The 22,157-nt window shown below is 49.7% G+C and carries 24 protein-coding genes and 2 other annotated features (1 of these 26 only partly in view); of the genes, 1 reads left to right on the forward strand and 23 read right to left on the reverse strand.

Going from position 1 to position 22,157, the window contains the following annotated elements:
• Positions 1–99 (reverse strand) — a binding site (T-box leader); it reaches 137 nt to the left of the window's first position.
• Positions 100–346: 247 nt separating this feature from the next.
• The gene (locus J5W02_RS07260; RefSeq protein ID WP_219964998.1) at positions 347–556 is read left to right on the forward strand and encodes a DUF378 domain-containing protein; all 210 of its coding nucleotides are present in this window, start codon (positions 347–349) and stop codon (positions 554–556) included.
• A gap of 36 nt (positions 557–592) precedes the next feature.
• On the opposite strand, the gene J5W02_RS07265 is transcribed toward J5W02_RS07260, so the two are convergent.
• The 23 genes from J5W02_RS07265 to prmC all read right to left on the reverse strand — a co-directional run bounded on the left by J5W02_RS07265 (position 593) and on the right by prmC (position 22,151).
• Positions 593–823, reverse strand: a complete 231-nt coding sequence (locus tag J5W02_RS07265) for a hypothetical protein (RefSeq protein ID WP_219964999.1) — start codon at positions 821–823, stop codon at positions 593–595.
• 194 nt (positions 824–1,017) lie between these two features.
• Positions 1,018–1,398: a dihydroxyacetone kinase phosphoryl donor subunit DhaM gene (dhaM, locus tag J5W02_RS07270; protein ID WP_219965000.1), complete on the reverse strand. Its 381-nt coding sequence runs from the start codon at positions 1,396–1,398 to the stop codon at positions 1,018–1,020.
• A 25-nt stretch (positions 1,399–1,423) separates the two neighbouring features.
• Positions 1,424–2,047, reverse strand: coding sequence for a dihydroxyacetone kinase subunit DhaL (gene dhaL / locus J5W02_RS07275; protein WP_219965001.1), 624 nt, complete (start codon positions 2,045–2,047; stop codon positions 1,424–1,426).
• A 115-nt stretch (positions 2,048–2,162) separates the two neighbouring features.
• A complete protein-coding gene (gene dhaK, locus J5W02_RS07280) occupies positions 2,163–3,152 on the reverse strand; it encodes a dihydroxyacetone kinase subunit DhaK (RefSeq protein ID WP_219965002.1) in 990 nt (329 codons plus the stop codon).
• A gap of 55 nt (positions 3,153–3,207) precedes the next feature.
• Positions 3,208–3,561, reverse strand: a complete 354-nt coding sequence (locus J5W02_RS07285; protein WP_219965003.1) for a DUF1667 domain-containing protein — start codon at positions 3,559–3,561, stop codon at positions 3,208–3,210.
• Positions 3,558–4,826, reverse strand: coding sequence for an NAD(P)/FAD-dependent oxidoreductase (locus tag J5W02_RS07290; protein WP_219965004.1), 1,269 nt, complete (start codon positions 4,824–4,826; stop codon positions 3,558–3,560). Before J5W02_RS07290 ends, J5W02_RS07285 begins: the two co-directional genes overlap by 4 nt.
• Complete coding sequence (locus J5W02_RS07295; protein WP_219965005.1) at positions 4,819–6,270, reverse strand: NAD(P)/FAD-dependent oxidoreductase; 1,452 nt, start codon at positions 6,268–6,270, stop codon at positions 4,819–4,821. Before J5W02_RS07295 ends, J5W02_RS07290 begins: the two co-directional genes overlap by 8 nt.
• 149 nt (positions 6,271–6,419) lie before the next feature.
• The gene (locus J5W02_RS07300; RefSeq protein WP_219965006.1) at positions 6,420–7,136 is read right to left on the reverse strand and encodes an MIP/aquaporin family protein; all 717 of its coding nucleotides are present in this window, start codon (positions 7,134–7,136) and stop codon (positions 6,420–6,422) included.
• Between the two features lie 125 nt (positions 7,137–7,261).
• Positions 7,262–8,755 carry a glycerol kinase GlpK gene (gene glpK / locus J5W02_RS07305; protein ID WP_219965007.1) on the reverse strand — a complete coding sequence of 498 codons (1,494 nt, stop codon included), beginning with the start codon at positions 8,753–8,755 and terminating at the stop codon, positions 7,262–7,264.
• Positions 8,756–9,094: 339 nt separating this feature from the next.
• Positions 9,095–9,658 (reverse strand): TetR/AcrR family transcriptional regulator C-terminal domain-containing protein, encoded by a 564-nt coding sequence (locus J5W02_RS07310; protein WP_219965008.1) that lies wholly within the window; start codon positions 9,656–9,658, stop codon positions 9,095–9,097.
• A 161-nt stretch (positions 9,659–9,819) separates the two neighbouring features.
• Entirely contained in the window at positions 9,820–10,392 is a 573-nt protein-coding gene (locus J5W02_RS07315; RefSeq protein ID WP_219965009.1) for a DUF5317 family protein, read from the reverse strand.
• Positions 10,393–10,408: 16 nt separating this feature from the next.
• The gene (locus J5W02_RS07320) at positions 10,409–10,990 is read right to left on the reverse strand and encodes an HD-GYP domain-containing protein (protein WP_219965010.1); all 582 of its coding nucleotides are present in this window, start codon (positions 10,988–10,990) and stop codon (positions 10,409–10,411) included.
• A gap of 946 nt (positions 10,991–11,936) precedes the next feature.
• Positions 11,937–12,569 carry a hypothetical protein gene (locus tag J5W02_RS07325; protein WP_219965011.1) on the reverse strand — a complete coding sequence of 211 codons (633 nt, stop codon included), beginning with the start codon at positions 12,567–12,569 and terminating at the stop codon, positions 11,937–11,939.
• A 221-nt stretch (positions 12,570–12,790) separates the two neighbouring features.
• Positions 12,791–13,216 (reverse strand): hypothetical protein, encoded by a 426-nt coding sequence (locus tag J5W02_RS07330; protein ID WP_219965012.1) that lies wholly within the window; start codon positions 13,214–13,216, stop codon positions 12,791–12,793.
• 117 nt (positions 13,217–13,333) lie between these two features.
• Positions 13,334–14,365, reverse strand: coding sequence for a hypothetical protein (locus tag J5W02_RS07335; RefSeq protein ID WP_219965013.1), 1,032 nt, complete (start codon positions 14,363–14,365; stop codon positions 13,334–13,336).
• 220 nt (positions 14,366–14,585) lie between these two features.
• Entirely contained in the window at positions 14,586–15,068 is a 483-nt protein-coding gene (ybaK, locus tag J5W02_RS07340) for a Cys-tRNA(Pro) deacylase (protein ID WP_219965014.1), read from the reverse strand.
• Between the two features lie 31 nt (positions 15,069–15,099).
• Positions 15,100–16,506, reverse strand: a complete 1,407-nt coding sequence (gene cysS / locus J5W02_RS07345; protein WP_219965015.1) for a cysteine--tRNA ligase — start codon at positions 16,504–16,506, stop codon at positions 15,100–15,102.
• Positions 16,493–17,155: a serine O-acetyltransferase gene (cysE, locus tag J5W02_RS07350; protein WP_219965016.1), complete on the reverse strand. Its 663-nt coding sequence runs from the start codon at positions 17,153–17,155 to the stop codon at positions 16,493–16,495. The genes cysS and cysE overlap by 14 nt, the downstream gene beginning before the upstream one ends.
• A 43-nt stretch (positions 17,156–17,198) precedes the next feature.
• Positions 17,199–17,403, reverse strand: a binding site (T-box leader).
• Positions 17,404–17,519: 116 nt separating this feature from the next.
• Positions 17,520–18,119, reverse strand: a complete 600-nt coding sequence (pgsA, locus tag J5W02_RS07355) for a CDP-diacylglycerol--glycerol-3-phosphate 3-phosphatidyltransferase (RefSeq protein ID WP_219965017.1) — start codon at positions 18,117–18,119, stop codon at positions 17,520–17,522.
• Complete coding sequence (gene rimO, locus J5W02_RS07360) at positions 18,116–19,462, reverse strand: 30S ribosomal protein S12 methylthiotransferase RimO (protein WP_219965018.1); 1,347 nt, start codon at positions 19,460–19,462, stop codon at positions 18,116–18,118. Before rimO ends, pgsA begins: the two co-directional genes overlap by 4 nt.
• Positions 19,463–20,074: a regulatory protein RecX gene (locus J5W02_RS07365; protein WP_219965019.1), complete on the reverse strand. Its 612-nt coding sequence runs from the start codon at positions 20,072–20,074 to the stop codon at positions 19,463–19,465.
• Positions 20,074–21,183, reverse strand: a complete 1,110-nt coding sequence (gene recA / locus J5W02_RS07370; protein ID WP_219965020.1) for a recombinase RecA — start codon at positions 21,181–21,183, stop codon at positions 20,074–20,076. The genes J5W02_RS07365 and recA overlap by 1 nt, the downstream gene beginning before the upstream one ends.
• Positions 21,184–21,320: 137 nt before the next feature.
• On the reverse strand, positions 21,321–22,151 hold the full coding sequence (gene prmC / locus J5W02_RS07375) for a peptide chain release factor N(5)-glutamine methyltransferase (protein WP_255575617.1): 831 nt from the start codon (positions 22,149–22,151) through the stop codon (positions 21,321–21,323).
• Positions 22,152–22,157: the final 6 nt, after the last annotated feature.

The following is a 22,157-nucleotide window of genomic DNA, read 5'->3' on the forward strand; positions in this document are numbered from 1 at the left end:
GCTCCGGGGTGATATCCTGCATTCGCCGCGCCGTCTTTCACCTGCCGACGGCTCTCTGTGAGCGGGAAGGATGCACTCTGTCCCCATCTGCGCATTTTTGTTATTAGTTTATAGGATATTATATTCTTTCCTGCTTGTCAAGTGTTTTATGAAAATCACTTGACCGCACCGGCCGAACTCACGGCAGAATCTCTCCGGCTCGGAGCAAGGACCGGATTGACCTGTGAATTCCCTAAATTTGACACCGTGTTTCGAAAGAATCAAGGAAAACAGCTGTTTTTTGCGATTAATTCTTATGAATAAATAAAGAAAAAACGGTGCATAATAAGGCAAAGGAGTGAAAAAAATGTTAGATAAAATCGCATTGCTTTTAGTGATTATCGGTGGCCTGAACTGGGGATCCATCGGTATTTTCCAGTTTGATCTTGTTGCCTGGATCGGTGGAGGGCAGTCCGGAATGTTCAGCCGAATCATCTATGTACTGGTTGCGATTGCGGCAATCTGGTGTATTTCACTGCTGTTCAGGGATGACGAGGTTGTCCATGACGCCACATAATCAAGACCCTCCCAGAAATGGGAGGGTTTCGTTTTGCTATCTGTTGTTGTCCGGAATCTCGTCGTCAGGTGTGGCTTCGATATAATCTTTGCCTTCTCTGGTGGAAAATTCGCCGGTGTTCCATTCATATGACGAATTTTCTTCGTCTTTTTGCGGATACGCGCTGTTGACATTCTGACCAAGGCAGTTCATATCGGTAAGACCGCATTTCTTACCGTCATTATTGGTATCGCCGTTCATATTTTTGATACTGTATTTTTTATTCATGAATTTCTCCTTTTTCCCATAGCATTGTCCTAAAGGGGGACAATGCTACTATTCCCAAAGCGGAAAGTGTTATACTGCTTTTTACATAGAAGCGCAAAAACAACAAGCACACCGTTTCATAACAAAACGATGTGCCTGTTGCTATGGTGTGTGTCGAAACATGGAATAAGTAAAGGAGTAATCAAAATTAAATTTCAGAGTTTTTTCTCTGAAGCGGCGTCCTGTACGGATTCTGCAATCTCTTCCAGACTCTGGTTGGCGCTGGAGCCGACCGCAGCAATGACCGCTCCCTCTACCAGAGGGCAGTCAAGCATCCGTATCTTTCTTTCGGGCATATTTTCAATTACCATTTCCGCTGTCATAACCGCGCTGCCCATATCCATCAGGATCACTGCGCCGTCATCGGTATATACAGAATCAATGGCTGTGCTGATTTTTTCAAAACTGGTGCCAAAATTACCGTCCTCAAGACCGCCGGCCGGAACCACCGGTGCGTCGGCTGCCATCATTTTCGCCAGTTCGGCAACCCCTTCGGCAAGCTTTTGGCTGTGGGATACAATAATAATTCCTACCATATTTTCCCTTTCCTGTTTAACATCCTCAGATCATACTGTTGATAACTTTCAGCATTAAGCAGGCAGAGGTCGCGCCAGGGTCCTGATGCCCAAGGCTTCTTTCCCCAAGGTAGCTGGCCCTTCCTTTTGTTGCAATAATGGTTTTGGTATATTCAATGCCCTTTTCGGCGGCTTCCACTCCAAGAGTGAGCGCAGCCTTAAAGTCGTTATTTTCTTCGTAGCTTTTTTTAATGGCATTCAGCGCCGGAATCAAGGCATCCAGCATGGTCTTTTCGCCTTCGTGCGCCTTGCCCCTCATTTCGATCCCGCTGATCGCGGCTTCCATTCCAATAATAAAGTCGCCGCCGTCCATTTCGGTTTTTGCGCCGATTGCGGATCCGGCCCTCATAAAAGCGGTTCCGTAAAGCGGGCCGGAAGCGCCGCCCACGGTGGAAACCAGTGTCATGCCGACTGTTTTTAAAATCGAACCGATATCTTTTCCTGAGAGATCGGCCAGTTTCTTTTCGACTTCCTTGAAGCCTCTGGCCATATTGATTCCATGGTCACCGTCACCAATAACATTGTCCAATTCCGTTAAGAAATCCTTTTCCATCTGAATTTGCTCGCCAATCTGCTTCAGTATTTCTATAACTTTATTGCTGTCCGTCATAATGATTTCCCTTTCTTAAAAATATATCCATATCATTCTGTAATTAATGATATCTATGCAACCAGATGAAAATTATGCGGCGGAACGGTGGGGCTCCGCCGCACACAAAATTTTGTTATGCTTTGAAAGCCGGAGTGTCGGCTTTTGCGTCGAGCAATTCTTTCAGCTCATCGTCAAGACGGAGCAGCGAAATGGAGAAACCTGCCATTTCAATGGAGGTCATGTAATTCCCGACAAACGTTTTGTAAATCTTGATTCCTTTTTCGGTCAGGTAATCATGAATCTTATTGTTGGCAATAAAGAGTTCCATAAGAGGAGTTGCGCCGGAGCCGTTAACCATCACCGCAACCTCTTTGCCGCTGTAATCAATGTCCGCAACGATTTTGTCAAGAAGCATGGTAACGATTTCGTCCGCGCTTCTGATCTTCTCTCTGTGGGTACCCGGCTCGCCGTGGATACCGATACCGATTTCCATCTCATCCTCACCGAGTTCAAAACCGGGCTTGCCGGCCGCGGGAACGGTGCAGGGCGTAAGCGCCATGCCCATTGTTCTGACATTGTCGACTACCTTCTGCGCAACACGGTGAACCTCATCCAGATCCGCTCCGGTCTCAGCCTTTGCGCCGGCAATCTTATGAACAAACACAGTTCCGGCAACGCCGCGGCGACCGGTTGTGTAAAGGCTGTCTTTGACCGCGACGTCGTCGTTCGTTACAACATACTTTACGCTGACTCCGTCCGCTTCGGCCATTTCCGCCGCCATTTCAAAGTTCATGACGTCGCCCGTGTAGTTTTTCACTACCATCAGCACGCCCTTATCGGTGGCAATCGCTTTGATGCCCTCATAAATCTGATCAGGAGTAGGAGAAGTGAACACTGCTCCCGCAACGGCACAGTCAAGCATGCCTTCGCCGACATATCCGCCGTGAGCGGGCTCGTGGCCGCTGCCGCCGCCGCTGATGAGTGCCACCTTGCCTTCTTTTTTGTGAGCCCTGACAACGACATTGCCGCAGTCCAGTTTTCTGACGTGATTAGGATACGCTTTCACCATACCGACAATCATTTCCTGTTCCACATTGTCCACGCTGTTTATTAACTTCTTCACAAAAAACGCCTCCTGTCATTTATTATAAATTGATGAGTGCGGCAGTGCCAAAGTCTTATTCAAGCTCTTTTGTCGCTATGATATTGACCGGCGTACCGCATACATTTCGGATTAGGACTTCCCCGATGTGAATCGGGCGCATCACTGTGTGGCGGGAGATTTCTTCCAGACAATCAAAGATTTTGCTTTTCTCAATCGGCTGAGAGGTTTTGACGGAGAGCGGCTGCGTGGTACCGTAAACCTTCATCAGGGCGGTCACCATTCTGGTCGGAAGCGTCAGCTCCTCCTGAGCATATTTTTTACCGATATTGCAGGTGTAGCCTTCGATGGATATAATTTTATCCCCATCCACTTCCGCTGTAATCCGGCAGCCCATCGGGCAACCAATGCAGGTAATTTCTTTTATCATGACTGCTGCGCCTCCACTCTTACCGTGATTTTGTCAGCACTGGCATTTTTTTGCAGATATTCGGGCGTAAATTTCAGTGTTACCATTTCACCGGGGGTAAGAATCCGGCTCTTTTTCTCAGCAGCCTGAACATCTCCGACATCAATACAGACCTTTGCATCCTTGAAAACGCCCCTCGGACGGAACATGATCGTGATAGGCTCATCCAGCTTTCTGGAAATATGCTGGGGAACCGCGCCGGATACACCAAAACCATTGACCACTTCCAGAGTCTCTTCCTCTTCCGGAAGCTGTCCCTGTACATATTGATAGGCGTTGGCGCCCGCTTTCGCGGATTCTTCGGACACGAAGTCAACCAGATCATGCACATGAAGAACATTTCCGCAGGAGAAAATCCCGTCCACGGAGGTCTGAAGGTTTTCATTTACTTCCGCGCCGTTTGTCGCCGGAGAAATCTGTACGCCGGCCATGGTGGTCAGTTCGTTTTCCGGAATCAAACCGACAGAAAGCAGGAGCGTGTCACACTCGTAATACTCTTCCGTGCCCGGAATCGGTTTCAGCGTTTTGGGGTCGACCTTGGCAACCGTTACGCCTTCCAGACGCTCCTTGCCTGCGATGTCGGTCACGGTATGGCTGAGCAGAAGCGGAATATTGTAATCGTCAAGGCACTGTACAATATTTCTTTTCAGTCCGGCCGAGAACGGCATCAGTTCTACGCAAGCCAAAACCTTAGCACCCAGGAAAGTCATTCTGCGGGCCATAATCAGCCCGATATCGCCGGAGCCGAGAATGACGACGCGCTTGCCCGGCATCATACCCTTCAGGTTGGTAAATTTCTGTGCGGTACCCGCCGTATAGATTCCGGAGCATCTCCAGCCGGGAGTGGCAAGGGATCCTCTCGGGCGCTCGCGGCAGCCCATGGCAAGGATAATGGATTTCGCTTGGAAATGCTCCAATCCGGCTCCTCTGCTGACTGCGGTTACCACCTTATCCGGAGTAATGTTGATAACCATGGTATCGCACTGAGCGGGAATCCCGTATTCCAGAACCTTGTCAATGTATCTCTGCGCATACTCGGGACCGGTAAGCTCCTCCTTAAAGGTATGGAGGCCAAATCCGTTGTGGATACACTGTTTCAGAATACCGCCGAGATTTTCTTCTCTTTCAAGAATCAGAATATTTCTCGCGCCCGCCTCGTAAGCGGAAACAGCGGCTGCCAGACCGGCAGGTCCGCCGCCGATAATCAAAATGTCTACATTACGCATCTTCATGATCCCCTTTCTCAAAAAGGTAGCTTTCCAGATATTTGGAGTTTCCTCCGAATTTTGATACTTCAAGCGGGGATATATGAAGCTCTTCACATAAAATTTCCAAAGTTCTGGGGGTGCAGAATCCGGCCTGGCATCTGCCCATTCCGGCCCTCGTCCTTCTCTTAATGCCATCCACCGACCTGGCTCCTACCGGCCTGCGGATTGCTTCTCTAATTTCAGCTTCCGTTACGGTTTCGCACCGGCAGACAACCTTTGCGTAATCCGGGTTGATGGAAATTGCTTTTGCTCTCTCTTCGTCCGTCATTTCTCTGAACTTCGGTATCCCTTTTCTCATCGGGTTGAAATTGTCTTTCTTCTTTGCGCCGAGCTTGTCGGTAATCATTTCCGCCAGATACTCAGCAATGGCCGGTGACGAAGTCAGTCCCGGAGATTCCACGCCCGCCGCGTTAAAGAACATCGGAGCGTCCGGCGCTTCGCCAAGTACAAATTCGTTTTTATTGCAATGCGCGCGCAGTCCGGAGAAAGTCGTGATATAATTTCTGGCGGGGATATGCTCCCAGGTAAGGCTGGCGTATTTCAGAACCTTTGCAAGCCCTTCGGTGGTAGTTCTTGTGTCGGTCTTATCGTCAATATCCTCTGCGGTTGGGCCGATCAGAATGGTTCCGTCCACAGTCGGGGTCACCAGAATGCCTTTTCCCATTTTGGTTGGGAGCTGGAAAATAGATGCGTGGAAAGTGTCACTGAATTTTTTATCGACAATGTAATACTCGCCTCTGCGGGGAACAATCGTAATTTTATCCTCAGAAACCATGTTGTTGATTACATCGGAATAAAGTCCGGCGCAATTGACGACTGCTTTTGCTGTAAAGGTTCCAGCCTTGCTTGTAACTTTCCAACCGTCTTTCACTTTTTCTATGGCAGTGACTTCTGCTTCACGGTAAAAATTAACACCGTTCATTGCTGCGTTTTCGGCAAAGGCCTGAGTCAGCTCGTATGGGCAGACAATTCCGCCGTTGGTGACCAGCAGTGCCTCGTACGCCGTGCTGCCAATGTTCGGTTCTCTTTTTCTAAGTTCATCTTGTCCAATAATGCTGAGACCGGGAACTCCGTTTTCTATTCCTTGCTCTTTTAAAGCCACCAGGCTTTCATGATCTTCCGGGTTGAAGGACACGACCAGGGATGTATTCCATTTATGCGGAACGTCCAGTTCCTCACAGACTTTATCGTACATTTTGTTTCCGAGGACATTGAATTTTGCTTTTTGCGTACCGGGGTGGGCATCATAGCCGCCGTGAATAATCGCTGTATTTGCCTTACTTTGGCCGTTGCTGATATCATCGGTTTTTTCCAGCAGTGCAATGTTCAGGCTGTATCTTGACAATTCTCTGGCTACCGCGCAGCCCACAACACCTCCGCCAATGATGATTACATCTACCATTTTGTGTACACCACTCTTTAATTTATTTGGAATTTTTTTAAAATAATGCAGGGGCAAATTTTGTTCGCCCCTGCAAATATTTTATGAATTCATCGCTATGTACTTACAAGGCATATTAAATCTTAATATAACCTAATACAACCATGCATTTACCACGGAATAGCTGCATATAAGAGGGCACCGATAACGCCGCCAATGATAGGCCCAAAGATCGGAACGATAAGGCCATAGCTCCAGTTGGAATCGCCCTTGCCTTTAATGGGGAGGATTGCATGGGCAAGACGAGGTCCAAGGTCACGGGCAGGATTCAAAGCATAACCTGTCAGCCCGCCTAAAGACATACCGATGGATGTGATGATTCCGAATACGAACAGATAATTTACGCCAACTCCGCCGGCACCGGCTACATTGCCAAAACCAAGCAGGGCGAATACCAGTACAAAGGTAGCAACAGCTTCGCAGAAGGTGTTACGGCCAATATTGCGGACAGAAGGACCGGTCGAGAAAACGCCGAGTTTTGTTCCGGCTTCTTCTGTTGCGTCGAACTGATCCTTAAACATCAGATAAACAATAACGGCACCAACGAAAGCACCCGCGATTTGAGCAATAATATAGCCCGGAACCATGGCCCAGCTGAACTTGCCAATGGAAGCAAGCGCTATGGTCAAAGCTGGATTGAAGCTTGCGCCGGAAGCGGCGCCAAAAATACAGGCAGGAACCATGACCGCAAGGCCCCATGCTAAAGTAATCTGGATGGAACCCGCACCCTTCATTCCGGATTTATTCAGTGTAACATTGGCGACAACTCCATCGCCGAGCATAATCAGCATCATTGTTCCCAAAAATTCCGCAAGATATGGTAACATTAACAATACACCTCAATCTTTTTTTAATACCGGCCCCCTGCAGATGGGAGGTTACCCCTGTGACGGGGGCCGGCTAAAATAATAATCGTTTACTCTCTAAACCGCAATTTAAAACAGAAGATTTATTAGTCCTTAGCCCAGCCGAAAGAGCACTTAACAGCCTTGCTCCAGCCTTTGATGATTTCTTCACGATGAGCGGCATCCATGGTCGGGTCAAAGACCTTGGAAATCTGCCAGTTCTTAATAACGTCTTCTTTGCTTGCCCAGTAGCCAACTGCAAGACCCGCCAGATAAGCGGCGCCCATTGCTGTTGTCTCAATGCAGACCGGTCTGTGAACCGGAGCATTGATTACGTCGGCCTGGAACTGCATCAGGAAGTTGTTCGCGCAAGCACCGCCGTCAACTTTCAAAGCAGCCAACGTAATGCCGGAATCTTCCTGCATTGCTTTCAGTACGTCATAAGTCTGATAGGCAAGAGACTCAAGAGTAGCTCTTACAAAATGATACTTGTTGACGCCTCTGGTAATACCGACGACTGTGCCTCTGGCGTACTGATCCCAGTGCGGAGCACCAAGGCCCGTAAACGCAGGAACAACATAGCAGCCGTTTGTATCTTTGACCTTTGTCGCCAGATACTCGGAATCAGGCGATGTGTCAACCAGACGCATTTCGTCGCGCAGCCACTGAATAGCGGCGCCGGCTACAAAGATGGAACCTTCCAGTGCGTAGTTGACTTTTCCGTCAAGGCCCCACGCAATGGTGGTGACCAGACCGTTCTTGGAGTAAACCGGTTTTTCACCTGTGTTCATCAGCATGAAGCAGCCTGTACCGTATGTATTTTTCGCTTCGCCAGGAGTGTAGCAGGTTTGGCCAAACAAAGCAGCCTGCTGGTCGCCGGCGGCGCCGGCAATCGGGATCGCTCCGCCGAAGAAGGACGGATCGGACTCGCCGTAAACACAGCTGGACGGTTTCGCGGTCGGGAGCATGCACTCAGGAATATTGAGCTCTGCAAGGATCTCTTTGTCCCATTTGAGTTCCGTAATGTTGAACAGCATGGTTCTGGAAGCGTTGGAGTAATCGGTTACATGAACCTTGCCCTTTGTCAGGTTCCAGATCAGCCATGTTTCAATGGTACCGAACAGTAAATCACCGGCTTCTGCTCTTTCTCTTACGCCCGGAACATTGTCAAGAATCCATTTTACTTTTGTGCCCGAGAAGTAAGCATCGATCATTAAACCTGTCTTTTTCCTGTAGATTTCTGTTAAACCTTTTTCTTTTAAGGAGTCGCAGTACTGTGATGTACGTCTGCACTGCCAAACGATGGCGTGGTAAACAGGCTCGCCTGTTTTCTTATCCCACACAACGGTTGTTTCACGTTGATTGGTAATGCCGATTGCCGCGATGTCAGCAGCAACTGCGCCAATCTTCAGCATTGCTTCCTGAGCAACACCAATCTGAGTGGACCAGATTTCCATCGCATCATGCTCAACCCAGCCCGGCTTCGGGAAATACTGTGTGAACTCTTTCTGTGCCACACTGCACATTTCACCCTTCTCATTGAAAAGAATGCAGCGGGAACTCGTTGTGCCGGCATCCAGCGCCATTACATACTTGGCCATAAAAAAACCTCCCCTAAAATGTTTTTCCGATACAATAAATTGTATCTTTGTTTGCCCTAAGGCACCTTCCCATAACTTTGGTTTTCCGGCTTGCGCCGTATTGCCATCTATGCCCATATCATAACACCGAATAAGAATTTTGTATTTAGACAATTCCCGATTTTTGTTTAGATTTTATAATTATTATATGGTTACATTATTTTTTTTGTTCATTCTTGTGTATGGTGCTACTTGATTTGTCTAATTTTTCTATAATCGATTGAAGTCGTTTAGCAAAAATGAACGCCTAATATTTCCGTATAAACAAAAATTCCCGTACTCAATGTACGGGAACCGAAATCAAATTGCTATTCGTTTTTGCTTTTCCGTGCCGTGGTAAATCATACGGAGAAGAGCTTTGATCTTTTTGATAACATCCTCTTCGCTCTCCTGCATTCCCCGGCTGACCCACTGGATGCCAAAATTTACAAATGCCGTAGTAAAAAAGTCAACCAGAAAATCCGCGTCATCTTTGCTTATGTATTTGCAGTTTTCAAGACTAATGCCAAGCTTTTCAACCCAAGTGTGTACAACGGGCTCCAAAAAGCCCTCCAGATATTCCTTTTTGATGGATCGAATGGTATTTCTGCAAAATGCACGGTTGGCTTTGCAGTATTTCATCACCTGTATAACCGCGCTCTCCCACTCATCATCCTGCACTCCGTCCATCTGACTGAAGATGTCGTTGCGGTAAATCCAGCTCAACAGCTCGTACATATCTTTGAAATGGTAATAGAACGTCTGCCGGTTCAATCCACAATTGCTGGTCACATTCTGGACGGTGATTTTGTTGAATGGGGTTCGGCCCATCAATTCCTTCAGAGAATTTGCAAGCTGCTGTTTGGTCTGCGAAGCATATTCCATGTTTTTTCCTCCATTTTAGCATTCAGCTACTATTGCAAAATAGATAAAACAAACACTCATCCATAATGTATATTATACTATATAACTTAATTATGATTCAAGAGTAACTTTGCATTGGAAGAAAGCGCTTTCAGAATGGCTGAAATCTGTGCAAAAGCACATTACTCAGCGGAAGGACTGCGGGACGGACTCAAGGTCTCGGTAAGCACGGAAAAGATAAAAGCCGTAATTCCCAGCCCCAGCAAAATATCCCCCACGCTGATAAAGCTGCCGACATAGGGAATCCGTACAGGAATGATATCGCCTAAAAAATAAAATCTCGCTCCGTGCGTTGCAACGAAGTAATTTGCCTTTTTCGCGTAGACCGCCTCCGGGGTCATTCCGGGAAACATCGCAAGCGCCAGAGGAGACACCGGCATGCGAAAATTATTGCACAAAATAACCAGCAGATTGCAAAGCGTACCGGCTCCGGCAAGGATTGCCCCCGCTGCCCTGCGGCGGTTCAAAATCAGAAACATGATGATGCAGAGATAGCTCAGGCCGGTAAAAAGCCACGGAACCTTTCCGGCAAAAGCAGGCAAATAGGAAAAAGGAAGCTCCGCGAGCAGGCCAGCCACAGGAAGCCACAGACCGCGGACAGAAGAGATGTTTCCGTACTGATTTGCGGTGCCTCTTCTGCAGTTTGCGGCGCAGGCAGCCAAAAAACCCGCCAGAACAAAAAGAAATAAAATCATAATGATTCTCCGGATTCTATGAAATGACACCCTTGTCATGAAGGGCTTCCAAAAAAGCGGCCACCACCTTGGGGTGAAACTGTTTTCCGCTTTCCTCTTTTAAAATTTCCACCACCCGCTCCACCGGCTTGCTTGCGCAGTACGGACGGTCGCTGGTCATGGCGTCGTAAGCGTCTGCCACACCGATAATATAGACCGCGGTTGAAATTTCGTCCCCTTTCGTATGATCGGGGTACCCCCCTCCGTCATACCGCTCATGATGATGGAGAATCGCTTCTCGGATTGCGTCATTGAGCTTCACGTTTTTTAAAATAGACGCGCTGATCTGCGGATGCGTCATAATGACAGCCCGCTCCTCCGGGGTAAGCGGACCGGGCTTATTCAGTATTTTTTCATCGATTCCGATTTTTCCCACATCGTGCAGAAGGGCGGCCACCTTAATATCATCGATATCTCCCGCATGGTAGTGCATCTTGCAGGCAATCATTTCCGCGTACTCTTCCACCCGGTGCGCGTGACCTTCGGTATATTTGTCCTTTGCTTCGAGTGCGGCCGTCAGGGTCTTGACCATTGCATAGTAATTTTTCTTTACATCCAAATATAGAACGAAACTATACCTTGCCAAAAGCAATGGAAGCATAATAAGAATGACTAAATATAATCCGTTTTCCATTACCATAAACTTTGCAATGAAGTACGCTATCGGAGTGGAAACGGTAATATTGGGCCAAAAATCAACCAGTGTTTTCCATAAAGAATTAAAAAACGGTGTTTTTAAATTCAGGGAAAACAACAGTAATAACAGGCTGCAGTTAACCAAGAAATAAAATAATGAAGCCAAAATACCGGGTAACAGAATATCGGGCAGCTTCAGCGACCCAACTACCCCACCGACTGCTTGATAAAGAACCCCAGCTGAATAAACTGAGATCATAAAATTGGACGCATTAAATGTTGTTTTAATTGGCTGTGTATTAAAAATATGAATAAACTTTTTTTCTTCCGTGTGCGACGGCTCCACTACAAAAGCAGTACTTAAAAAGACCATTGTAACAGCAACAATCGGACCCTTACACAGGATTGCAGCCAGATTGCAGATAAACGACATATCAATTGCGTAATCGTCTCTTATGTAAATCGGAAAGCAACGACAAATAATGTACAGAAATAATAGAATTGCAAACTGTACGATTTCATCAGATCTGTGTCCACTGAAATAAATGAAATTGAAATATGAATATACACAGTATGAGCCAAGCGAAAATCCAATTGCTGAAACCAGATAAGCATATATTTTTGAAGAACGGCTCATATGTACCTCCTTCTATATAGAAAAATCAGGTTTACAGTTTAAGTAATTACTTCCAAGAAAAACTTGCGCCTGCGGTTGCCACAACAGAAAGTATGGACATTAACGCAAACAGAATCTTTTTCATTGATATAGCCCTCCGTAAAACATTCTCTGTTCTCCGCTAAATAAACAGGCTATATCCGCTACGCTTAGTGAATCTGACTGCAAACCTGATTTTTTCCCGAATTATGCGCTAAAGATTTGAAATTTTGCGGTTCAGCGCGTCAAGGGTGGCCTTTACGACCGCATATCCGGCATCATCGCCAACAAAAGAGCTGCCCAGGTAACGCTCCACACTGTTTTTGAAGTTCACCGCAATACAGACCGCGACGGCCTTTTCTTCTGTAAGGTCAAAAAGCTTTACATCTATTGGCGAAAGGGACATGTCTGGCTCAATAAAGTTAGAGACCGCATTTAGAGTTGCCTGACAGATCATTTTATTGATTTCCACACTGTCATTTAACGCGGAGGCTTCTCCGCTGTAGGCGGTCTCTCCGTCACAAAGGGAGACTGTCGCGGTTGACCTGTTTTTGCTTTTTGAAATACTGATCTCTTCAAAAACCAGTCTGTCCTTGATCCGCTGTGTGTTTTCAGACGGAATCTGGGCGATACTAATCACTTTATGATCGATAGTTGTATCGAACTGTACAAAAATAGCTGATTGAATGTCGCGTGCAATTTGCTTTGGCGAGCGGCTCGTATCGGAAAGCACATGAATTTCCGTAATCGTGTCACCCGACTGAACAATACTGGATTTTATGACACCGGGCAGCTTGTCTATCAGATCAGAATACCCGTTTACCAACAGGCCTTGATTGTCCTCCATTTGAGAACCCCCCGTATTATATACTCAAAACGTACAGAACCGGATAAATCGGTTTTCTACATATTCATTTAAATTATATTAAATAGCGCCCTGTTTATCAATGCTTTTTGGAAATATTATGGAGCATTATTTGTAAAAACTTATAAAAATACATCCCACGGTAGAATTCCGGGGATGTAAGGCAATATATGGAATTATTTCGAAACATTCACGCGAGTTCTTCAGGTCTTTTTAATAAACTCCGTACGGCACACCGGGCAGGTAATGCTGATTTTCCCCTTGCCCTTCGGGACGCGCAGGGTATTCGAGCAATGGGGGCACTTATAGTAACGATGTGTTTTTCTGTCCTTCATTCGGTATGAGAGATGATGCATCCCGTTCTGTGCGCGGTAGAGCGAGCGGCGAAGGCGCTCATGAACAGGACTCCACCATTTCAGAAAGCGGACATTCTCCTGGTACCGTTTCCCAATATTTCTTGAAAACATTCTGTAAAAACAGAGCGCTAAAGGAATATAGGCAATGAGCAGCAAAATTGGCAGTCTGAAAAGCTGCGCAATCAGGGACAGCAGCACATAAAGCACCGCAAACGCAACGCAAAGCTGGTCGGTACCGTACCTTCCCATCATCATTCTTCTGAACCAGTCCATCGGGCAAACCTCTCCTTCATTGTACGGCGGCGAAAGTTCCGCGCGCCTCAATGGTATGATTATAACGCTTTTGGATGGAAAATATCTAAATAATCCGTTAATTTTTCGAAAAACCGCCTAAAACTCCACATCCGCCATGTCGGCCAGCGCGGAGAGCGTTGTCAGGTGCAGGTCGGCCAGACACCCGTCGGCAAGCCGGGCTGTTCCATCCGGGCCGATCAGAAAGTCGGTTCCGCAAAGAATGGCATCTGCGATATACCGCTTATCCCGTTCCAAATCAAAAACAAAAAGCGGGCCGCCCTTTTTTCCCCGTTTCGAGCACACATAGCCGTAAACTCTGTCCTCCAATTCCCGGTTGCTCCGGTCGGCGTTGACATAGCATCCGAAAATGCAGCCGCAGTCAATCATCCGCTGCCGGAACTCCTCGGAAGTCAGGCGCTCCACATTCTTCCCGGTATAGCGGACATGGAACCCGTAAAAGCATTTTTCGCGGTGCAGCTGCAGCAGCGCACGGCCGGTCTCCTCTTCCCCGCAGCCGGCGGAAAGATCGACGGAAAGGATCAGGTTCGGCGTTTTCATCAGCCACTCCCTGTTCCGGTCAAAGATAAAGTTGGGAGTCACCGCCGTAAAAAAGCAGCATTCCTCGTGTTTCCGACACAGGTTCAGAATCTGTTCCAACCGTTCAGCGGAGTCTTCGATCTGAAAAACATAGGTATAAATGCCAAGAGTAACCGCGTCCGAAACAATCTCTTCCACGCGCTCAAATCCCAGGGAACCCGAATTGTCCACGCTGTACGCAAACCGCAGCAGCCACGGGAGCTTTTTCTTTACGGCGGCTTGCTTTATTCGAAGAATCTCCGCCCCGTAATTTAAGCTGCTGTACCCAAAATTCAGACTGACCGTTTTGACCGTCTCTGCGTCCACGTTCCGGATGATATTCAGAATCAGTTCAAAATACGGATTGTCCGGATTTTTTAAAACTTCATGAGCAATTTCAAAGAAGTGCTTCTGCGCCGCTGTTTTTGAAAAATTGTCGCCCATATCCGCCAAATTTCGGATACTGCGCCGGGGATCGTCCCGAATGTCCCGGATCGCTTTTTCAACAACCGCACCCACGGCGGTACGCATCATCTTATGTCTGTATTCCATTTTTACGCTCCATTTGCAAACCGATATTTTGCCGGCATTTCCTCCTGATACAGAATAAAACCCGTTCAGGGCATGATAAATTCCGGCAGTATCACTATAGAATGGATCTCCAAAGAATAAAATAGACAGTTTTCTTTTTTGTACTGTTTTTCGACAGACAGGGTGATATGTCTAAACGCAAAAAGACCCGGCCCCGTAAAAACGGTGACCGGATCCTCTTTTATTGGGTGAGCGCGGCCGTTTTGCCGCCGATAAAGCGCAGCAGCTCCTGCGGAGAAAGCTCGACCTGTGTGCCGATTTTCCCTCCGCTCACTATGATGGTGGGCAGCTGTTCGCAGCTGCTGTCAATCACCGTGCGGAACGGTTTCTTCATCCCGACGGGCGAACAGCCGCCGCGGATGTAGCCGGTCACCTTGTTGATTTCGTCCACTCGGATCATTTCCACCGATTTCTCTCCCACGCTTTTTGCGGCTGCTTTCAGGTTCAGCTCCTGCGCGACGGGAATGACAAACACAAAATATTCCCGGCTGGCCCCGCGGGTCACGAGTGTTTTAAACACCCGCTCCACGTCCTGCCCCAGCTTGTGTGCGACGGAAATCCCGTCAATCTTTCCGTCCTCGTGGTCGTAGAAATAATGGTTATATGAAATTTTTGCCTGATCTAAAATGCGCATAACATTCGTTTTGTTATTATCCTTTGCCATCTTCGCTCTGCCTTTCGTATCCGTAATGGAATTACTGCTCGATCTTCCACTTAATTCCCTGCGGAGTATCCTCCAGCACCACATGGCGGGCTTTCAGCTCGTCACGGATTTTATCTGCGGTCGCCCAGTCCTTGTTCTTTCTGGCCTCTGTGCGTTCGGCAATTAGTTTTTCAATTTCCTCGTCAAGCGACGATTCTTTTTTCATATAGAGCAGACCCAGTACACCGGCAAGCTCGGTAAACAGGTTCAGCGCAAAATGGCACAGCTCCTTTGACGGCTCTGTGGAGGCGTTCAGGCTGGAGTTGATGTCCCTCGCCAGATCGAACAGCGCGGAAATCGCGTCCGCCGTGTTGAGGTCGTCCTCCATCGCTTCAATAAAATGATCTTCATATTCGCTCAATCTGCGGCGAATATCGTGTTCGCCCGGCTTTTCGCCCGCAGGCGCATGCTCTAACAGAAACTGCAAATTGTCGCGGCAGTTGTAAAGACGTTCCAGCGCCGCCTGGCACTGCTCAATGACCTCCGTGCTATAGTTGATGGGGGTGCGGTAGTGGGAGGCAACCATCAGATAGCGAATCGGCTCGTAGCCGTAATGCTCGGCGACGTCGCGAACCGTAAAGAAATTGTTGAGGCTTTTGCTCATTTTGCGGTTGTCGACATTGATGTAGCCGTTATGCATCCAGTAGTTGGCAAACGGAACATCGTTGCAGCATTCGCTCTGCGCAATTTCGTTTTCGTGATGCGGGAAAATCAGATCCTGCCCGCCGCAGTGAATGTCGATCGTTTTGCCCAGATAACGGCGCGCCATGGCGGAGCATTCAATATGCCAGCCCGGTCTGCCCTCTCCCCAGGGAGAAATCCAGCTCGGCTCGCCCGGTTTAGACCCCTTCCAAAGAGCAAAATCCATGGAGTCCTCTTTGATTTCCCCGGTGGCGATGCGCGCGCCGGCCTGCAAGTCCTCCAGCGGCTGGTGGGACAGTTTCCCGTAGTTTTCGTCCTTTTTGGTGCGGAAGTATACGTCTCCGTTTTCCGTCGGATAAGCAAAACCCTTTTCAATCAGATCGGAAATAATGTTGATAATTTCGTCGATATTCTGAGTGGCGAGCGGATGAATCGTCGCGGGGCGGACATTCAGACCCTTCGCGTCGGTTTTGTATTCCTCAATATACCGTTCGGAAACCGTCAGATAATCCGTACCCTCTTCGTTTGCCTTATTGATGATTTTATCGTCGATATCGGTAAAGTTCTGAACATACGTCACCTTCATGCCGCGGTACTCAAAATAGCGGCGCAGCACGTCAAACACACAAATCGGCCGTGCGTTGCCGATGTGGATGTAATTGTAAACCGTAGGGCCGCATGCGTAAATTTTTGCCTCCCCCACCGTGAGCGGCACGAACTCCTCTTTCTGGCGCGTTAACGTGTTATAAATTTTCATCTTCTTTTTCCTCTCTTTTCCTGAGCGCTTGTTCAAGCAGATTTTGTATGTTCTTCAGCCTTATTTCCATCTGGCACAACTCCTGCGCGACCGGGTCCGCAACATGAATCTGGTCCAGATTGCAAGGTCTGACACCGTTGAGACGAACAATTCTGGCCGGGACACCCACCGCCGTGGCGTTGTCCGGCACTTCGTCGAGCACTACCGCGCCCGCCGCCACACGCGCGTTGTCCCCCACGCGGAACGGGCCCAGCACCTTCGCGCCTGAACCGATCATCACATTGTCGCCAAGGGTGGGGTGGCGCTTCCCGTGGTCCTTGCCGGTACCGCCCAGCGTGACGCCCTGATACAGCGTGCAGTTGTCTCCGATTACGGTGGTTTCACCGATCACCACGCCCATACCGTGGTCGATGAACAGCCCCTTGCCGATCTGAGCGCCCGGGTGAATCTCAATTCCCGTTTTGTGCCGTGCCCTCTGCGACAGATACCGCGCGATAAACTTCATGTTGCGCTGGTAAAACCAATGCGCTCTGCGGTAGGCGCGGACGGCCTTAAAACCGGAATAAAGGAAATACACCTCCAGCCGGGATCTTGCCGCCGGGTCGCGGTCCAGTATCGAATCAAGCTCTTCTTTCAGATTTTTAAACATATCTGCCTCCAATAAAAAATGCCGCCCACGTCCCCCAAGAAGGGACGGAGGCGGTCATTGTACCGCGGTTCCACTCCGTTTTATCACTTATGTCAGCCGTTAACGGTGCCAGCCGTGCGGAGATACTGATTTCCCCCCGCCTGCTCACGGATGCATTTCGCCGCGTGTCCTGCAAAAAGCGCTCTCAGCCCCGGCGCTTTCTCTCTGATGCCCGCACTGCGGTTACTTCTTCCGCTCAACGCATTTCAATCGTACTGACAATATAGCACGATTCCCAAAGAATGTGACAATAGTATATACCAAAAAAATTATTAAGTAAACCCCCGATAAATTCCACTCTTTATCATAAACCTTTTTGGGGCGTTTATTTTGTCGTATTGATGGCGCCGATATTCTGCACAATATAAATCCCGCCGGAAAGCAGCGCAAAGAAGGTTGCGATCAGAATCAGGGCATAGCCCACGCCGCCGAACACCGCTCCACTCGGCACCCCGCCGAAGGTAAAAGCAGGAATCAGTCCCATTGTGGTCAGTTCCTGCACATACTGGAAAACAAGGATAGCCGTAATAGCGATGATCTGGCTGACCGTCTTTGTTTTGCCCCAGTTATTGGCGGCAATCACAACGCCGTTGTCCACCGCGACCAGACGGATAGAGGTTACCATAAATTCTCTTGCAATAATCAGGATCACGCACCAGGAAGCCGCCAGCCTGAGGTCGACAAAACAGACAAGCGCCGATACCACAAGGATTTTGTCGGCGAGCGGGTCCAGAAATTTTCCGAAATTCGTAATCTGGTTGTATTTGCGGGCAATCATGCCGTCGTAATGGTCGGTCAGCGACGCAACAACAAACAGGACAGCCGCCCAAAGATAATGGTGCGGAATCTGAGGAATCAATAGTACCGCAACAAAAAAAGGAACCAGAATGATGCGCAGAACAGTCAGTTTATTCGGCAGATTCATGATCTTTCCTCCTTGAGTATCATTTCTCCGGTCAGGTCGCCGTCAATGCATTCGGTTATTTTCACATCCGCAAAGCTTCCGGTTTTTGGCTTTGCACCTTTTGCGGTAAAGAATATTTTTCCGTCTATGTCGGGGGAATCGGCGTAAGAGCGGCCGAACCAGCACTCTGCGTAACGGTCAAACCCTTCGACCAGTACGCGGCAGGTTTTCCCGATCTGTTTTTCGCCCCACTCCTGCATGATGTTCATCTGGTCTTCCATAATCAGTTCCATACGGTGGCTCTTGACATCTTCATCGATCTGATCCGGCATCACCGCCGCCGCGGTGCCTTCCTCCTGCGAATAAGTAAAGCACCCGAGCCGTTCAAACCGGATTTCACGGACAAACTCGGCAAGCTCAGTAAAGTCCTCTTCCGTTTCGCCGGGAAAACCCGTAATCAGCGTGGTACGAAGTACAAGCCCGGGAATTCTCTCCCGCATTTTGCGGATCAGGCCGGTCAGCTCCGAGCGGCTGCCCGTGCGGCGCATCGCCTTTAAAAGCCGTTCACTGCAGTGCTGGAGCGGCAGATCCATATATTTTACAATTTTGTCCTCTTCCGCAAAGGTTGTAAGGAGTTCGTCGGTAATATAGTCGGGATAACAGTATAACACGCGAATCCAGGAAAGGCCGTCGATTTTACACAGTTCCCGAAGAAGCTGTGGCAGCCGGAGCTCCCCGTAAAGGTCCCAGCCATAACGGGTGGTGTCCTGCGCGATCAGAATCAGTTCCTTTGCGCCGTTTCGGACAAGGTTCTCCGCCTCGCCTAATATATCTTCCATCGTACGGGAGCGGTAGGCTCCGCGGATAAACGGAATTGCGCAGTAGGCACAGCGATTGTCACAGCCTTCCGCGACTTTCAGGTAAGCGAAATGCCCCGGTGTGGACAGCCGGCGCTCGCCGCTGAGAGGCAGAAGCGTCTTTTCCGGAAAGCTTTCCACCTTGACACCACTCAGGGCCTTTTCAATCACGGCGGCAATGTCGCTGTCCGCGCCGATCCCGGCCACGGCGTCCACTTCCGGAAGTTCCTTGAGGATTTCTTCCCGGTAGCGTTCCGCCATACAACCGGTCACGACAATCGCCTTGATTTTCCCCTCTGCCTTCAGTCTGGCCAGTTCGAGAATCTCTTCAATGGATTCCTTTTTGGCCGCGTCGATAAAGCCGCAGGTGTTCACAATCGCGGCGTCCGCAAGTGCGGCGTCATCCCGAACTTCATAGCCGGCCTTTTGCAGCGTGGCCATCATCATTTCGCCGTCTACCTGATTTTTGGCGCAGCCAAGGCTGACCAGTCCTACACTATATGCCATTTATTCGTCCTCATTTTCAAATTGATTTAACGCGGTGCGGATATCGTCCCAGCCGTAGCCGAGTCTTTGCAGCGCGGCAATGCTCCGGCGGCGCCCTTTTTCGTCGTCCAGAAGCCGTGCGTACTTTTTGTCGAGCAGTTCTTTGATCTTCTCAACGGGATCGGGGGTGTTTTCTTCCAGAATCTGCTCCACCAGTTCCTCGTCAATCCCCTTTTGCAGCAGTTCGCGCCGAACGCGCGAAGCGGAATACGCCTTGCGGCGGAACAGCTCCCCCGCCAGACTGCGCGCGTATTCTTCATCATTGACAAGGCCCAGCTCCGCCATATGATGCGCCGCCGCCTCGGCGGCCTCCCGGGTGGTCACCCGGCTGATTTTATCGGCAAGCTCCTTCTGCGAATGACTCCGGTGTTCCAGCAGGTACAGCGCCTTTTCCCCGGCGCGCCGGCTGTCACTTTCCAGAATGAGCTCGTGCAGCTGTTCGTCGCTGATTTCGCGGCCGGTTCGGAATCCGGATTTCAGAAGGGTCTCCGTATCGATATTCAGGGCGAACTCCCCGTCCAGAAACAGCGCCGAAAGCCCCTTCCTGCGCGGTTCCACCGCCGTAATCAGCATCAGTCGTCCGCGGAAATGTCAATGTTTGCGGAGCGGCCGCGGCTGCTCGTTTTCGCGGGCGCGGGGGGCGCAACCTCCACCGGCTTGACAGCGGGGGCGGCTGGAGCAGTCTTTGTATAAAGCTTCAGAACATTTTCCTTGACAAGGGCTTCCACTTCACCGGCAATATCGGCATTCTCCGCCAAAAAGGTTTTCGAATTGTCGCGGCCCTGTCCTAACCGTGTCTCTTTAAAGGAGAACCACGCGCCGCTCTTCTGGATAATATCCAGCTTGACCGCCAGATCCAGCAGCTCGCCTTCGCGGGAAATTCCCCTGCCGTACATGACGTCGAACTCCGCCTCACGGAACGGCGGGGCAATTTTATTTTTAACCACTTTCGCGCGGGTACGCGAACCGATCATTTCGGTACCGTTTTTCAATGTTTCTATTTTACGGATGTCAATTCTTACGGAAGCGTAAAATTTCAGCGCGCGGCCGCCGGGGGTTACCTCCGGGCTGCCGTACATGACGCCCACCTTTTCACGCAGCTGATTGATGAAAATGGCAACACAGCTCGATTTGGAAATCGCGCCCGCCAGCTTGCGCAGCGCCTGACTCATCAGACGTGCCTGCAGACCGACGTGGCTGTCCCCCATTTCGCCCTCAATTTCAGCGCGCGGCACCAGAGCCGCCACGGAGTCGACGACAATCACGTCGATTGCTCCGGAGCGCACAAGCGCTTCCGTAATCTCAAGCGCCTGCTCGCCGGTGTCCGGCTGGGAAACCAGAAGGGAATCCACGTCCACGCCCAGCGCGCGGGCGTACACAGGGTCAAGCGCGTGCTCCACGTCAATAAACGCCGCGTTGCCGCCGTTTTTCTGCCCCTGCGCAATGCAGTGGAGAGCGAGCGTGGTTTTACCGGAGCTTTCCGGCCCATAAATCTCGGCAATACGGCCGCGCGGAAGTCCGCCAATGCCCAGCGCGAGATCCAGCGACAGGGAGCCGGTCGGGATGGCTTCCACATGCATGGCTTCATTCTGGCCTAGGCGCATGACCGCGCCCTTTCCGAACTGCTTTTCAATCTGTGCCAGTGCCGTTTCCAACGCCGCGTTTTTATCTGTTGTCGCCATTTTTCCCTCCGGTTTATGACAGGCCGCAGTTTCACGGATTCTCCGCTGAACGGCCTCAAATTTTTTATCGTCTAAAAAATTATATCGTATTTCCGGTCGAAAATCAATACATCGGAAGAATAAATTCGAACAAATGTTTAATCCTTTTTTCGGATTCCCGCAACTACCCGATCCAGCCCGTTAAAATCCTTGGCAACCTGAATTTCAGAAAGTCCGGCAGCCCGGAAAAGCTCAGTGACCTGCGCCGCCTGTCCCTCGCCGATCTCCACCGCCGCCGCGCCGCCGGGTTTTAGCTTCGGCAGCCAGAGCGACGCAATCGCGCGGTAAAACAGCAGCCCGTCCTCTCCCCCGTCCAAAGCGGTGAGCGGTTCCTTCTGCACTTCGGTCTGGAGCGTCTGCAGCTCGCCGGCGGCAATATAAGGAGGGTTGGACACAATGCAGTCAAAGGAGGAAAATTCCGCCGCACTTTCCGGATTTAAAATATCCGTCCGGACGGACTTTATGTGCTGAAAACCCGTGCTTTTGATATTGAGATCGAGATAATGCAGCGCCTCACCGTAAAGCTCTGCAGCGGTAACAAAAGCGTTCGGCAGTAAAGAGCAAAGCCCCAGCGCCACCGCGCCGCTGCCGGAACACAGGTCGACAATTTCGGGATTTTCCACACCGCTGAGCAGCTTTGCCGCCGTATAGACCAGAAGCTCGGTTTCTTCCCGAGGAATCAGCACCCCTTCGCCGACCGCGAGCGTAAGTTCCATAAAAGGCCAGCTGCCCAATAGATACTGCAGCGGCCGCCCGCCCGCGCGCTCGTGCACAAGGCGAAGGAATTCCCCCGACCGCTGTTCCTCTGCGGGTTCAGCGGAGTGGAGAATTCTATCCTGACGGTCAAACCCGAACGCCTTCTGAAAAAGGCAGGAAGCGTCAAACGCGGGGCTTTCGTTCCCCGCGCCGGTCAGTATGTTTTTTCCCATCCGGTA

This window comes from Caproiciproducens faecalis, from assembly GCF_019448085.1.
Lineage (GTDB): Bacteria > Bacillota > Clostridia > Oscillospirales > Acutalibacteraceae > Caproiciproducens > Caproiciproducens faecalis.